The 14,146-nt window shown below is 65.6% G+C and carries 11 protein-coding genes; 4 read left to right on the forward strand and 7 right to left on the reverse strand.

What is annotated here, in order from left to right; translation table 11 throughout:
- Positions 1-5: 5 nt before the first annotated feature.
- Genes BMX92_RS11055 through BMX92_RS11065 form a run of 3 tightly spaced genes read right to left on the reverse strand, consistent with a single transcriptional unit; the run spans position 6 to position 5,022 of the window.
- Positions 6-1,328, reverse strand: a complete 1,323-nt coding sequence (locus tag BMX92_RS11055; RefSeq protein ID WP_093016335.1) for an amino acid permease — start codon at positions 1,326-1,328, stop codon at positions 6-8.
- Positions 1,325-2,647 carry an amidohydrolase gene (locus tag BMX92_RS11060; protein ID WP_093016337.1) on the reverse strand — a complete coding sequence of 441 codons (1,323 nt, stop codon included), beginning with the start codon at positions 2,645-2,647 and terminating at the stop codon, positions 1,325-1,327. The genes BMX92_RS11055 and BMX92_RS11060 overlap by 4 nt, the downstream gene beginning before the upstream one ends.
- A 23-nt stretch (positions 2,648-2,670) precedes the next feature.
- On the reverse strand, positions 2,671-5,022 hold the full coding sequence (locus BMX92_RS11065; protein WP_093016339.1) for a TonB-dependent receptor: 2,352 nt from the start codon (positions 5,020-5,022) through the stop codon (positions 2,671-2,673).
- 351 nt (positions 5,023-5,373) lie between these two features.
- Here BMX92_RS11065 and BMX92_RS11070 point away from each other — a divergent pair, with 351 nt between their 5' ends.
- The 4 genes from BMX92_RS11070 (at position 5,374) to BMX92_RS11085 (ending at position 9,241) form a co-directional block, all read left to right on the forward strand.
- The gene (locus tag BMX92_RS11070) at positions 5,374-6,258 is read left to right on the forward strand and encodes an N-formylglutamate amidohydrolase (protein WP_177185006.1); all 885 of its coding nucleotides are present in this window, start codon (positions 5,374-5,376) and stop codon (positions 6,256-6,258) included.
- Between the two features lie 87 nt (positions 6,259-6,345).
- Entirely contained in the window at positions 6,346-7,203 is an 858-nt protein-coding gene (locus BMX92_RS11075) for a MurR/RpiR family transcriptional regulator (RefSeq protein WP_177185007.1), read from the forward strand.
- Between the two features lie 69 nt (positions 7,204-7,272).
- Positions 7,273-8,586 carry a hypothetical protein gene (locus BMX92_RS11080; RefSeq protein WP_093016345.1) on the forward strand — a complete coding sequence of 438 codons (1,314 nt, stop codon included), beginning with the start codon at positions 7,273-7,275 and terminating at the stop codon, positions 8,584-8,586.
- Positions 8,587-8,596: 10 nt separating this feature from the next.
- Complete coding sequence (locus tag BMX92_RS11085) at positions 8,597-9,241, forward strand: isochorismatase family cysteine hydrolase (protein WP_093016347.1); 645 nt, start codon at positions 8,597-8,599, stop codon at positions 9,239-9,241.
- 43 nt (positions 9,242-9,284) lie between these two features.
- Here the strand turns inward: BMX92_RS11085 and BMX92_RS11090 are convergent, their stop codons facing one another.
- Genes BMX92_RS11090 through BMX92_RS11105 form a run of 4 tightly spaced genes read right to left on the reverse strand, consistent with a single transcriptional unit; the run spans position 9,285 to position 14,141 of the window.
- Complete coding sequence (locus tag BMX92_RS11090) at positions 9,285-10,514, reverse strand: hydrolase (protein WP_093016349.1); 1,230 nt, start codon at positions 10,512-10,514, stop codon at positions 9,285-9,287.
- Entirely contained in the window at positions 10,514-11,917 is a 1,404-nt protein-coding gene (astD, locus tag BMX92_RS11095; protein ID WP_093016351.1) for a succinylglutamate-semialdehyde dehydrogenase, read from the reverse strand. The genes BMX92_RS11090 and astD overlap by 1 nt, the downstream gene beginning before the upstream one ends.
- Before the next feature lie 5 nt (positions 11,918-11,922).
- Complete coding sequence (locus BMX92_RS11100; RefSeq protein ID WP_093016352.1) at positions 11,923-12,927, reverse strand: arginine N-succinyltransferase; 1,005 nt, start codon at positions 12,925-12,927, stop codon at positions 11,923-11,925.
- Positions 12,927-14,141 carry an aspartate aminotransferase family protein gene (locus BMX92_RS11105; protein WP_256213382.1) on the reverse strand — a complete coding sequence of 405 codons (1,215 nt, stop codon included), beginning with the start codon at positions 14,139-14,141 and terminating at the stop codon, positions 12,927-12,929. The genes BMX92_RS11100 and BMX92_RS11105 overlap by 1 nt, the downstream gene beginning before the upstream one ends.
- Between the last annotated feature and the right edge of the window lie 5 nt (positions 14,142-14,146).

Genomic DNA, 14,146 nt, shown 5'->3' on the forward strand with positions numbered 1-14,146 from the left:
GAATTTCAGCGGGTAACCTCTATGCGTTTTCCCGTGACGCTTCCTACCATGGCTATCAGCAGGACGCCCGTTATCAGCGACCAGAGCGGACTGGCGTTGACACAGGCGATGAAGAGGAGCGCCGACGCGACAAAAGCGAAGCCAGCGACAAGACCCCCTGCAGGTGTCCGATACAGGCGCGCAAGGCCAGGTTCCGTCCGCCGCAGGCGGATATGGGCGGCGGTCATGAACAGATAGGAAACCATCGCGGCAAACACCATGGCCACGAACACGCCTTCTGCCTCGCCGGACAATGCGACCACCAGTGCCAGGGTGCCCGGTATCAATATGGCGTTGGCCGGCACATCGTGCCGGTTGGTGCGGCCGAGGACGGCAGGCAGGTGCCCCTCCCGCGCAAGGGCGAAGGCCTGCCGCGAAAAGGCGTATATCGCTGAAAACATGCAGGCGCCCAGCCCGACCAGCGCGGCGATATTGACGATCATGACGACCGCACGCCCCGATCCCGCGGCATTGAGCGCGGCGGGCAGGGGATCGTTGCGGTCGGCAAGGCTCGCAGTACCCGCCCCGCCGGGCCCCGCCAGCAGCAGGATCACGGCCATGGCCAGCAGCACCAGCACCGCAGCGATCATCGCGCGGGGCAGGACGCGCTGCGGCTCCACCACCTCCTCGGCCGCCATCGCTATGCCTTCCACCGCCAGAAAAAAGGCGGTAGCGAACGGCATGGCGGCCCATATGCCAGTCCAGCCATGGGGCAGAAACGCCGATCCGCTGCCCACCGGGGCCATGTCGAAGAGTTTGGCGGGAGAGAAGGCCGGGGCCATCGCCGCGCCGAACAGGACGATGCCGGCGATTGCCACCAGCGTCAGCGCGAAGACGGTGCCGATGGCCTCCTTCGCCCCGCGCAAATGGATTGCGACGGGGATGATGAACGCCGCCAGGATGACAGGCAGCCCGCCGATCCCGGTCAGGCTCTTGAAATAGGCTTCGATGAAGATCGCGACCACGGCGGCCGCGCCGCCATATTCGACCATGATGGCAAAGCCGGTGAGCCGGCCGGCGAGTGGCCCGAACGCCCGGTCGGCGAAGCTGTAGCCACCGCCCGCCGTCGGCAGGATGCTTGACAGTTCGGCGAGCGTCATCATGAGCGCAATCCAGATCAGCGCCGACAGGCCGACCGCGATCATCATCCCGCCCCAGCCGCCCTTGGCGAGGCCGAAATTCCAGGCCGAAAAGTCGCCGCCGATGACGTAGGAAACGCCAAGGCCCGCCAGCATCAACCAGCCGGTGCGGCTGCGATGCAGTGTGTCGGCGGGGGGCTCGGCGCTCATTGCGCAGCCGGCTTGCTGTGCTGTGACAGATAATCGACGGCCAGATAAGTCAGCGCCTTGACGCCATATTTCAGGCCGTCCTCATCCACCAGGAATTTGGGCGAATGGTTGCGCGCGACCGTGGCAATGTCGGTGCCCGGCTTCGTGATGCCGAAGTGGAGGAAGAGGCCAGGAACCTCCCGGCCGAACCAGGAAAAATCCTCCGATCCGGTGCGCCGGTCGGCCAGCTTCAATCCGTTGCCGAACGCCGCAGCGAGAGAGGTTTTGCCCCATTCGTAGAGTGCGGCGTCGTTGACGTTGACCGGATAGCCCTTGACCAGCTCGACCCTGGCGGTGGCGCCCACGGTCGCGGCGGCGGCCTCTGCCGTTGCCTTGATCTTTGCGAAGGCCTGATCGCGCAAGCCCTCGTCATAGGTGCTGATTGCGCCTTCCATCGCCACGGAATCGGGGATGATCCCCGCGCGATCACCGCCATGGATGCTGCCGATGGTGAAGACGAGCGGATATTGGGTCGCGTTGATCTGGCGGCTGACCACGGTCTGCAGCGCGGTTACGACCTGCGCTGCGCCGACCACGGGGTCAACGCCCGTCCATGGCGCAGATCCATGGGTCTGGCGGCCCTGCACGACGATGTTCACCGTGTCGTAGCTTGCCTGATAGGGGCCGGGCCGGGTTGCCGCCTCGCCCACATAAAGATCGCTGCCCGCGTGCAGGCCGAAGACGGCATCGACCGGCGCAGCCTTCAGCGCGCCTTCCGCGATCATGCGCGCCGCGCCGTCACGCTCCTTGCCCCAGCCGGTTTCCTCGCCGGGCTGGAACAGCAGCGTCACGGAACCGGGCAGGTCGGCCTTCATGTCCGACAGGATCTTTGCGGCGCCCAGCAACACCGCGACATGGGTGTCATGGCCACAGGCATGCATGACAGGGACGGTCTTGCCCTCCCACACGCCGGTGTCGGTAGAGGCGAAGGGCAGGCCGGTCTCCTCTTTCACCGGCAAGCCGTCCATGTCCGCGCGCAGCGCGACGCCGCCGCCGGGGCGACCACCCGTCAGCGTCGCGACGATGCCCGTGCCGGCGACGCCGGTGCGGACCTGATAGCCCATCTTCCGCAATGCCCCGGCGATCAGCGCCGCCGTCTTCACCTCCTGAAAGGCGAGTTCGGGATACTGGTGGATCTGCCGGCGCCAGGCGATGACCTGCGCCTCCACCGCATCGGCCGAACGGTCGATCCGGGCGTGGGAGACATCCTGCGCGGCCGCCGGCGTCGCCATGGCCAGGGTAAAGGCCGCGATGGCGAGGAAGGAGGATAGGCCGCGCATGAATGTCTCCCTTATGTCAGCCGTCAGAAACGATAGCCGACCGAAATGCCGGTCCGGCGCGGCGCATCGACGCGATCGTGCCAGAAGGCTGCATTGGGCTGAACCTGGAAGGATTTCCAGCGCGACAGGATGATGTATTCGTCGGTCGCGTTCTGCATATAGGCACGGATCTTCCAGTTGGCGTTTTCCCAGCCGATCGAAAGGTCCAGACGGTCCCAGCCGGGCAGCGGGTAGACCGGATCGCTCGACGTCGCGCCGGAGCCCACCGTCGTGCTGGCAACGTGGCGGAAATTCGCGCCCAGGACGACGTCGCCGCTGCCCGCCGGAATGCGATAGTCGGCCGACAGATAATAGGTCCACTCGGGCACATAGGGGAAGGGATCGCCCGACTTATCGACCTGATCCGCCTGGTTGACGACGCCGTCGCCATTGCGGTCACCCGGCGACACCAGATAGTTGGTGAAGCGGCCACGGGTATAGGCGACATTGCCCGACAGGGTCAGGCGGCTGGTCGGCCGCACCGTCATGTCGAACTCGAAGCCGTCGACCTTGCTGCTCGACGCATTGTTGATCGTCGTCGCGACGAAATTGCCGCGAATGACCGAGGACTGGAGCTGCTGGTCCTTGATGTCGATATGATAGCCGGCGAGGTTGAAGCTCACCAACCGGTCGAACAGCGAGCCCTTGAGGCCGATTTCATAGTTGGTGGTGGTTTCGGGATTGATCGGCACCACGTCCGACGGCTGCACCGGCGCGACCTGGAAGCTGCCGCCCTTGAACCCGCGCGATACGGTGGCGTAGGTCGTCAGCTGCGGCGTGATCTTGTAGCGCAGCGAGGCGGAGGGCGAGAAGTTGTTGAAGCCCTCGCTGTTCTTGACCGGCGTCACGAAATCGGCCCAGCCATAGGCGGTGCTGGGCGTATAGGCGCGGATGACGCCGTTGACCGGGAATTCGAAACGCTCGAGGGCCGAAACCTTGACCTTCTCATAGGAATAGCGTGCGCCGACCGTGGCTTCCAGCTGCGGCGTGATTTCATAGCTGACCTGGCCGAAGCCGGCCACGCCGTCGCGCTTCAGCACGGCGAGCTGCTGGTTCCACAGGCCGTCATAGGAGCTTTGCGGCGCCGCGCCCGCCGGATCGTCCATGTTGGAGAAATTGTACCAGCGGCTGTTATACTGATAGTCGTGGAAGGCGTAGAGGCCAGCCAGCCACTGCAGCGGGCCGCCCGGATTGGACTGGAGCCGCAGTTCCACCGACGCGCTCTTCTGCGTGCGATCGAAGTCGTGATAGTTATTCACCCGCGTCGCGGTGCCGTCGAAATCGAACGGCGCGGAACTGTCGGCGAACTCGTAGCCGCCGATCAGGTTCAGCGTCATGGCATCGAACGTCTTCTCGACATTCAGGGCGATGCCATAGTTTTTCGACGTGTTCTGGAACGCCTGGTCGCCATCCACCGTGTAGCAGTGGCATGTCGACAGTGGGCCGGGTGCCTGATCGACACCCTTGAAGCTGGAATAATGACCCGAAAGGTTGAATTCCAGCGTGTCGGTGGGAACGAAGCGCAATGCAGCGCGACCCGAAAGGCTCCGTTGCCCGTCTGCGGACTTAATATTGGTATTGCCCGCATTATATTCCTGTTCGAGATCGCGTCCCGGCCAGAAGGGGTTCTCGCCCACCTGTGCGCTGCCGTTCTGCTTCACGAAATAGTCTGACTGCGTCATGCTGAGCGCGATCGAGCCGAACAGCGTGTCGCCGGCGATCGGGCCGCTCAGCGATGCGCTGGCCTTGGCCGTGTCGAAGGATTCATAGGCCACATCCACTCGGCCGCGCGTCGTCGCGTCGGGGCGGCGCAGCACGATGTTGACGGCGCCGCCTTCGGTGTTGCGACCGAACAGCGTGCCCTGAGGACCCTTCAGGATTTCGACGCGCTCGACTTCCAGCAGATCGGAATCGAAGCTCAATCCCGGCGAATAGACGCCGTCGATGAAGGTCGCGGTGGATGGTTCCAGCTGCGAATTGGCGCCGATGCCGCGGATCACCAGTTGGCGGAAGTCGCGGGCGGGGGACAGGCCGTTGACGGTGACGGCCAGGCCCGGCGTCACGCCGATCGTCTGCTCGACATTGGTCGCGCCCACCTTCGCCAGATCCTCGGCGCCATAGGCGGTGATGGAAACGGGGACGTCCTGCATGGATTCCTGCCGCTTGCGCGCAGTAACGACGATCTCGCCGCCGGCAGTGTCGACCGATGCGTCCTGTGCATCGGGGGCTTGGGCAAAGGCCGTGCCGGATGCGCCGATGCCGGTCATCGCTGTCATGATCGCGATCATCGCGACGCCGCTGCGGATATATCCCTTACGAATCTCATTAACCATCATGTCGATGCTTCCCCCTTTTTCCGGCCTTTTGGCCCTTAGCCTCCCCAAGCTTGGCTGATTCGTTATGCGTCAATGAAACATCACTTTAATATTTGCCGTCAATGGCCATATTGACAAAACTATTACATTTTTGGGATTGAGGTGGGGACGGGAATGAGAATCGCGCACTCCAAAGGGTCTGTGCGTGGCTCCTAACCCGGTGGGCGAACAGGATTACATCAGGCGACACGGCGCAGCCTTCCCAGGAGGAAGCGCGGTGGTCCGGCAAAGTGAGGGACGTGTGTACAGAGGCAATGAGGGACGTGTGTACAGAGGCAATATCGCGGCATCGGACAAAGGATGCATGCTGCCATGAACGGCACGGCTCGCCTTCCGTCCCTGCTCTCCGTGCATGAGCCCGCACCCTTCCGGGTCGCGGATGGCGCTGACCTGTCGTTTCTGATCATATGCGATCATGCCGGGCATCTGGTGCCGGCGCAGTTGGGTGATCTTGGCATGGCGCTGGCCGACCGGCTGGATCATATCGGCTGGGATCCGGGCGCGGCCATCGTTGCGCGCCGGATCGCCGCGCGGCTGGGGGCGCCATTGGTGGAAGGCGTCTATTCCCGCCTTGTCATCGACTGCAACCGCTATCCCGAAGCGACGGACGCGATGCCCGCAATCAGCGACGGGCGCGTCGTGCCAGCGAATGACGGCCTCTCCAATATCGATCGCAACGCACGGATTGCCGGGATATTCCTGCCCTATCACCAGGTTATTGCCGATCATCTCGATCGGGCGCTGGCCGCGGGCGTCACGCCTGCGCTGCTCTCCATCCATAGCTGCGCGCCGGCGATGGACGGTACGCCGCGTCCATGGGAAATCGGCGTGGGCTGGACCCGTGACACGCGCATGTCCGCACCGCTGATCCGGGCGCTGGAAGCGCGAGGCGACGTGGTGGTTGGCGACAATCAACCCTATGGGCTGGATCTGGGCATGGATTTCACCACGCCCGAACATGCGATGACGCGCGGCCTGGCCCATCTGCAGCTGGAGTTCCGGCAGGATTTGCTGACCGATCGCCGCAAGGCGGAAGGCTGGGCGGACCGTTTCGTCGATGCGTTCGAGACGATCGGCGATCGTGACGCCTGGCATCGCACCGAACAGCATGTGACGCCTGCCGATGGTCTGAAGGGCTTTCACGCATGGCGCCGGCAATCGGCGGCGGCGCGCCAGATGTTCTGCGCCGGCGCGTGAAATATTTCAGACCATGCAGTCTATACTGGCGAGCCTGAAGCAAATGATCCATCACTCTGTCGGAAACGACTGATGGAGGGTGGGAAATTGAGCTTCGCGGATCGGATTAAGCAGCATTCCGACCAGTTTACCCCCGGTGAGCAGCGCATAGCCGAGGTTCTCTTCTCGACCAATCTGCTCGCGGGTCTCGACACCGTCGTCAGGCTGGGCGAGCGGGCGCGGGTCAGCGGGCCGACGGTCATCCGCTTCGCAACCAAGATCGGTTTCGACAGCTATCCCGACATGCAGGCCAGCCTGCGCCTCGACATCGAAAGCCGCCTCGCATCGCCGCTCGACCTCTATGGACGGCAGAGCGGGGAGGGCGACACGCTCTCGGCCCAGGCCGCCGATATCTTCAGCGAGGCCATCCGCCGGTCGCTCACCCGCATCGACGCCGCGACGCTGGACAAGGTCGCCAATCTGCTCGCGGACGGGTCGCATGCCGTCTATGTCCTGGGCGGACGCTTCACCCATCATCTGGCCGAAATCCTCTGGGGCCATCTGCACCAGTTGCGCCCCCGCGCCTATGTGCTGCGCAGCGGGGTCGTGTCGCCGCGTGATCATCTGGTCGATATCGGCCGGCGCGACGTGCTCGTGGTGTTCGACATCCGCCGCTATCAGGAGGATGTGATCGAACTGGCGGAGTTTGCCAAGTTGCGCCGCGCGACGATCGTGCTCGTCACTGATCCGCTGCTGTCGCCAATCGCCCGCATCGCCAGCCATGTCCTGACTTGCGATCTCGACGCACCTTCGCCCTATGATTCGCTGGTGCCGTGCATGGCGGTGGTGGAATTGATGATCGCCGCGATCACGCGCGCGGCGAGCGAGAAAGGGCGTGAGCGGATCGTCGAAATCGAGCAGATCCGTCGCTTTGGCGAGCAAGGCACGCGCGGCGAAGACGGGTGAAATTTATATTCCATAATATCCAAAAATGGATAATATGAAGCGAATATAGTTTAAGGGCCGCGCCTGACCATGTCCAACGACCATCAGCTAACCCATTATCTCGTCACCGATCTCGGCGCGATGACCCGCGGCCGCGGCGTGTGGGATGCGAAGGGGGCGCCGCTCAAATCCGGCGTCGGCTGGGTGCCGGTCAACCAGATCATCTCGCCCTTTGACACGATCGCTTCGCCAAATCCCTGGGGATCGCATGGCGACTGCCGCTTGCGTACAGACCCGGACACGCTGGTCGATGTTACGCTGCCAGACGGACCGGATCTGCGCTTCGTGCTGTGCGACATCGCGGGGCTGGACGGCGCGGATCTCGGTATCTGCGCGCGCGGCTTCGCGCGACGCATGATCGCGGAGCTGGAGACGGAAGGCTTGCGCATCTTCTCCTCCTTCGAGCAGGAATATTGGCTGGACATGCCGGGCAGCGGCGCGGCGACGCCGGGCTTTTCCTATCAGCGTGCGATCCGCAACGAGCCCTTCGGCGCGGCTCTTATGGCGCTGTTGCAGCAGGCTGGCTGTGCGCCCGAAATGCTGCTTGCCGAATTTGCCGCCGACCAGTTCGAAATGACGATGGAGCCGAGCTTCGGCATCGCGTCCGCCGATCGTGCCGTGGTCTCGCGCGAGGTCGTGCGGGCGGCGGTGCATCATGCCGGCGGCAGCGCCTCCTTCTGTCCGCTGCGGGTGGCGGGGGGCGTCGGCAGCGGCGTACATGTCCATCTCTCGCTCTGGGACCGCGACGGCAATCCGCTGCTGCACGATCCCGAGGGGCTGGGCGGCCTCACCGTCCTGGGGCAGGCCTTCTGTGCCGGCATCGTGCGGCACATGCCCGCGCTCTGCGCGCTGACGGCCTCCTCGGTTGTGTCCTATGAGCGGCTTCAGCCGCATCGCTGGAGTTCGGCCTATACCTGCATGGGCGACCGCAACCGGGAAGCGACCTTGCGCATCTGCCCGGTGGTGACGGGCGGATCGACGCCGGTCGATCACCAGTTCAACGTCGAATATCGTGCGGCCGACGCGACCGCCAATCCCTATCTGATCCTGGGCGCGCTGATCGCCGCCGGGCTCGACGGCATTCGCGCCGGCCTTGGCGCGCCGCCGCTGGTCAACACCGACCCATCCGAATGGCCCGAGGCGGACCTTGCAGCGCGCGGCATCGAGCGCCTGCCCCAGTCGCTGGGCAAGGCGCTGAACCGGCTGGAAGCGGACGAGGTGCTGTGCGCCGCCCTGGGCGCGCCGCTGGTCGAGGCGTTCCTGCTCGCCAAGCGGCACGAGATCGAAGCCTGTGAGGGGCTCGATGCCGACGCCGTCTGCGCCCGTTACGCCGCCATCTACTAAGGACAGGACCATGACCGCCCTTCGCAACGCGCCGCTCTCCGACGCTGCCACCACCGCATTGCTGGTGGTGGATGTGCAATATGAGGTTGCGGCCTATGGCCATGGCGATCTGGCCGCCTACACCCGCGAGACACTGCCGGACGACAAGCGCTGGTATATGGACCGGATCGAGCAGGTCATGCTGCCCAATATCCGCGCCTTGCAGGATGCGTTCCGGGCGGCGGGGAGCGAAGTGATCTTCACCACGGTCGAGAATCTGACCGACGACGGCCGCGACCGTAGCCTTGACTATAAGGTGAGCGGCATCAACGTGGCGCGCGGCTCCCGGGAGGCGCAGGTTCTGGACGCGATCGCGCCGCAGGGTGACGAGATGCGCTTCGCCAAGTCGACGTCGAGCGTGTTCAATTCCACCGCCATTGATTATGTTTTGCGCAACCTCGGCATCACCCGGCTGGTGATCGTCGGTCTCCTGACCGACCAGTGCGTGATTTCCGCCGTACGCGATGCGTGCGATCGGGGGTTTCTGGTCGTCGTGCCGGAGGATGCCTGCGCGACCTATACACAAGACCGTCATCATTGGGCGCTGGAGCTGACCAAGGGCTATTGCCGCGTCACCGACACGCCGACGCTGCTGAGCGAGGTCGCCGCGCTGTAACCCTTGCTTCCCGTTCGTTTCTCGAACGACGGAGGACGGGACGTCAGGCGGGGCGGGGCATCCCGTTCCGTGCCAGCGTGTATAGCAGCAGCGCCGTCAAGCTCGCCCGTTCGCCCAGGCTCGGCACGATCAGATATTCCTGATCCGAATGGATCGATCCGCCGCGGACCCCCATCGTGTCCACCACGGGCACGCCGCAGGCGGCGATATTATTGCCGTCGCACACCCCACCCGTGTCGCGCCAGCCGATGTCCTGCCCCAGCCACCGGCCGCAATCGCGTACCAGCGTGAACAGCGCGAGCGCGCGATCATCCATCGGCTTGGGCGGTCGGCCGAAGCCGCCATGGATGTGGATCGCCACCTCGCGGCGCTCCGCCACTTCGTCCAGCACCGCCTTCAGTGCGTCCTGCGCCATCTGCTGGTCGGCTGGTGTCCGGGCGCGCATGTTGACGCGCAGGATTGCATGATCGGGCACGACGTTGTTCGGCCCGCCGCCCTCGATCCGCGCGGGATTGATGGTCAGCCCGTCACGGATCAGCGCTTCCAGCCGGAGCGCTATATCCGCCGCCGCCAACAGGGCGTTGCGCCCGTCGCCGGGATTGCGCCCGGCATGGGCGCTTCGGCCCGTGACGACGATCGAGAAATTGCCGCTGCCCGGCCGCGCGCCCGCCAATGTGCCGTCGGGCAGGGCGGAGGGTTCATAGGTGAAGGCGGCCTGCTTGCCCTGTGCGGCCTGCATGAGGAGCGCGGCGGAACCGGGCGATCCGATCTCCTCGTCGCTGTTCAGCACCACCTGATAGCCGATGCGGTCGCACAGCGGCGACGCTTCGAACGCCTTGAGAGCGGCCAGCATCACCGCGATCCCGCCCTTCATGTCGGCGACGCCGGGGCCGTTGAGCGTGCTTTCATTCAGCCACTGGCACGTCTGGAAGCGGCTATCTGTCGGGAACACCGTGTCCATATGGCCGGTGAAAAGCAGTTGCAGCGGAGCGTCCGGGCGAACCGTCAGCAGGATATTGTCGCCCAATGCCATCGGGCTTTCCCGTCCGTCCGCCGCAACCGACGTCACCGGTGCAGCAGGCAGGCGGTCAAGGTCGCCCGGCAGCACGGAAAAGGCGTCGACCAGCCGCCCGGCCATTGCCGACAGCCCGTCCATGTTGCGCGATCCGCTGTTGATCGCCGACCAGTCAAGTATCTGGTCGAGCATCGGCGCGGCGCAGGCTGCCTCCAGTACCGGCCGGTCTTCGGGCAGCAGGTCCGCGTCCGTCGCCATCAGCTCAGTCCCGGCACGGCCATCGCCTCGACTGCCGAAGCTTCGAAACTGGCGGCGGGGAAGGCGCTGTAGTCGGCGGCATAATAGGCGCTCGGCCGGTGATTGCCGGAACTGCCCAGTCCGCCGAAGGGGATGGAGGAGGCTGCGCCGGTGGTCGGCCGGTTCCAGTTGACCACGCCCGCGCGGATATGCGCGGAGAAACGGTCCCACAGTGCCGGATCGGCCGAAATCAGCCCCGCGGACAGGCCGAAGGCGGTAGCGTTGGCTTCGGCAATGGCGGCATCGAAATCGGCGACGCGGCGGATCTGCAGCACCGGCGCGAAAATTTCGTTGTCGGGCGTGCTGATGCCAGTCGTCTCCAGCACCACCGGCGCCATGAAGGCGCTGTTGCGGCCTTCAAGCGCGCTGGGGCCAAGCAGCGGCCTTGCCCCAGCGGCCAGCAGGCCGTCGAGCGCAGCACGCGCGCCATCGGCAGCACGGGCCGACACCAGTGGCCCCATGAACGCTTCGCCATCTTCGTCCCACGCCGCGATCGGCAGCCGGGCGGCCAGCGCGACGATCGCCTCCACTGTCGCGTCTCCAGCCGCGCCCTGGGGCACGATCAGCCGACGCGCGCAGGAACAGCGCTGGCCTGTGGTGATGAAGGCGCTGTGCGCCACCAGCGATGCGATGGCGTCGGGCTCTCCGTCCCACGCGATCAGCGAATTGTTGCCGCCCAACTCCAGCGCCAGGATGACACCGGGCCGGTCCACGAAAAGGCGGCGAAAATGCGCGCCCGCCCCGGCGGATCCGGTGAAGAGCAGCCCGTCGATATCCGCTGCGAGCAGTGCCGCGCCGATCTCCCGGCCGCCCTGCGCAACCTGCAGCACATCCTCGGGCAGCCCCGCTGTCCGCCACGCCGCCAGCATCCGCTCGGCCGTCGCGGGCGCTTCCTCGGACGGTTTGAATATGATCACATTGCCCGCTAGCAGCGCCGGCACGATATGGCCGTTGGGCAGGTGGCCGGGAAAATTATAGGGACCGAGCACGACCATCACACCATGCGGCCGGTGGCGCAGCACGGCGCGGCCGAAGGGCATGGCCTGGTCCTTCGTGCCGGCGCGCTCGGCCTGGGCAGTGATGGAAATTTCCACCTTGCCGATCATGGCGGCGACTTCGCCCCGGCTTTCCCACAGCAGCTTGCCCGTCTCGCGTGAGATGGTGCGGGCCATGTCTTCCGCATCCGCTTTCAAAGCGTCGGCATAGCGGCGCACGATCGCGATCCGTGCGTCGAGGGCGGTCGCCGCCCAGCCGGGGAAGGCGGCGCGGGCGCGCGTGATCGCTGCCTCGCAGCCGGCGGGGTCGAGGGCCGGGCCTTCCCAGACGATATCCTGCGTGGCGGGGTCGATCGAACGAAGCATCATAAGTCCTAGCTTAGCTGAAGGGTGGCGCCCTCGGCCAGTCCCAGCAGGGTGGCGGTGGCGGGGGAGAGGGTGGCGCTGTCGCCGTCCACCAGGACGGGTGCCCGCGTCGCGCGGAAGGCGGCGATGCTGTCGGTGGAGATCAGCCTCTCCTCGCTCCCTTCATCGACGGGCGCGATCTTCAGTGACCGCATCCGCGCCCCGGCGATGGTGCTGATGGTGTCGCGGCGGCAGGTCATGGTCGGCCCGCCGTCGAAGATATCGACCAGACCGGAGCGTTGGAACCCTTCCTTTTCCAGCATCTTGAGCGCCGGGACGCCGTGCCGGTGTACCACGCCGATCGCCTCACGCGCGGCGGCATCGACCAGTTCGGTGTAGAGCGGGTGGCGCGGGGCGAGGTCCAGGATGAACTGGCCGTCGGTCGAGGTGATCATGCGATCCGCCTCCTCGAAGGGCAGGCGGAAGAATTTGCTGGCGATACCGTCCCAGAAGGGGCTGTTGTCGGCATCGTCGAACCAGCCGCGCAATTCGGCCATGATCGTCTCGCAAAAACGCTCGCGCTGCGTCCCGATCAGCAGGTAGCGTGCCCGCGCCAGCAGGGCGCCGGCGCCGCTCTGCCGCTTGCCCGGCCGCAGGAACAACGATCCGACTTCGGACATGTCGCTGCACTCATTGACCAGCACCAGGGCGTTATGGTCGAAACGGGTGGCCGTGGCCGAGGAATATTGCGCCAGCGTCACCACGCGGAAGGAGAAATGGGGGCGGGCGATGCCGACGCCCCCCTTCACGCCGGCCACACCCTCGATCTGGCCGGTCTCGCCATTCTCCAGCATCAGCACATACCAGGCATCGCGCGGCTCGACGGCGCCGGTGAAGCTGGCTTCCGACAGCGCCAGCCGATCGGTCAGCGTCGTCCGGTCCTCCGGCAGGCTGGTGAAGCCCCGGCCGGAGAGATAGGCAAGTTCCATCAGTGCATCGATGTCGGCCGGCCCCGCCGGACGGACGACAAGCATCAGGCCGCCTTGGCGAGGGATGCGCGGGTCGCTGCGAACGCCGCTTCCAGCCGCGTGACAGCCACGTCGGCTTCCGTCGCAGTGATGAGCAGCGAGGGCAGCATGCGGATGCAATTCTCGCCGCCGCCGGCCACCAGCAGGCCATGGTCGCGCGCGGTCGCCATCATCTCGCGATTGTTGGTGACGAGCTTGACGCCGATCAGCAGCCCCTTGCCGCGCACATCCACCGCGATGTCGGGATAGCGGGCGGCAAGCGCCTCCAGCCCCGCGCGCAGCCGGGCCGAGATGGTGCGGACATTCTCCAGCGTCTCTTCCCGCGCGATCAGGTCGAATGCCGCGCTGCCGACCGCCATCGCCAGCGGATTGCCGCCGAAGGTGGAGCCGTGGACGCCCACGACCATGCCCTTGGCCGCTTGCGCCGTGGCGAGGGTGGCGCCCACCGGAAAGCCGCCGCCCAGTGCCTTCGCCACCGCCATGATGTCCGGCGCGACGCCATCGAACCACTGGTGGGCGAAAAGCTTGCCGGTGCGCCCCATGCCCGACTGCACCTCGTCATAGATGAGCAGCGTTCCGGTCTCGTCGCACAATTGGCGCAGGCGACGCAGCCAGTCTTCGCTCAGCGCGCGGGCACCGCCTTCACCCTGTACCGGCTCCACGATGACGGCGGCGCTGGTGGGGCGACGGATCGCCGCCTCGATCCCGGCGGCATCGTCGATGTCCAGCTGCTCATAGCCGGGCAGGCGCGGGCCGAAGCCCTCGACATAGCCGGGATTGCCCGCCGCATTGATCGCGGCATAGGTGCGGCCGTGGAAGGAGCCGACGAAGCCGAAAATGTCGATCCGCTCCGGCGCGCCATTGGCACTGTGATAGCGGCGCGCGGTCTTGAGCGCGCATTCGACCGCCTCCGATCCCGAATTGCCGAAGAAGACAACGTCGGCAAAGCTGTTTTCGACCAGCCTGTGCGCCAGCGCCTCCTGTCCTGGGATACGGAAGATGTTGGAGACGTGCCACAGCTTGCCGGCCTGCTCGGTAAGCGCCGCGACGAGGGCGGGATGGGCATGGCCCAGGCTGTTGGTGGCGATGCCGGCCACGCAGTCGAGGAAACTGCGGCCGTCCGTGGCATGCAGCCACACACCATCACCGCGTTCCACCTCCACCGGCGCGCGGTTATAGACTGCCATCAGGTCACTCGACCCCATCATGTCACTCGACATAGTCA

The sequence above is a fragment of the Sphingobium sp. YR768 genome (assembly GCF_900111125.1).
In the GTDB taxonomy this organism is placed as follows: Bacteria; Pseudomonadota; Alphaproteobacteria; order Sphingomonadales; family Sphingomonadaceae; genus Sphingobium.

Bases quoted from the DNA above. Each gene is read 5' to 3' on its own strand.
- BMX92_RS11055 (WP_093016335.1), bottom strand. From the start codon at position 1,328: ATGAGCGCCGAGCCCCCCGCCGACACACTGCATCGCAGCCGCACCGGC.
- BMX92_RS11060 (WP_093016337.1), bottom strand. From the start codon at position 2,647: ATGCGCGGCCTATCCTCCTTCCTCGCCATCGCGGCCTTTACCCTGGCC.
- BMX92_RS11065 (WP_093016339.1), bottom strand. From the start codon at position 5,022: ATGATGGTTAATGAGATTCGTAAGGGATATATCCGCAGCGGCGTCGCG.
- BMX92_RS11070 (WP_177185006.1), top strand. From the start codon at position 5,374: ATGAACGGCACGGCTCGCCTTCCGTCCCTGCTCTCCGTGCATGAGCCC.
- BMX92_RS11080 (WP_093016345.1), top strand. From the start codon at position 7,273: ATGTCCAACGACCATCAGCTAACCCATTATCTCGTCACCGATCTCGGC.
- BMX92_RS11085 (WP_093016347.1), top strand. From the start codon at position 8,597: ATGACCGCCCTTCGCAACGCGCCGCTCTCCGACGCTGCCACCACCGCA.
- BMX92_RS11090 (WP_093016349.1), bottom strand. From the start codon at position 10,514: ATGGCGACGGACGCGGACCTGCTGCCCGAAGACCGGCCGGTACTGGAG.
- astD (WP_093016351.1), bottom strand. From the start codon at position 11,917: ATGATGCTTCGTTCGATCGACCCCGCCACGCAGGATATCGTCTGGGAA.
- BMX92_RS11100 (WP_093016352.1), bottom strand. From the start codon at position 12,927: ATGCTTGTCGTCCGTCCGGCGGGGCCGGCCGACATCGATGCACTGATG.
- BMX92_RS11105 (WP_256213382.1), bottom strand. From the start codon at position 14,141: ATGTCGAGTGACATGATGGGGTCGAGTGACCTGATGGCAGTCTATAAC.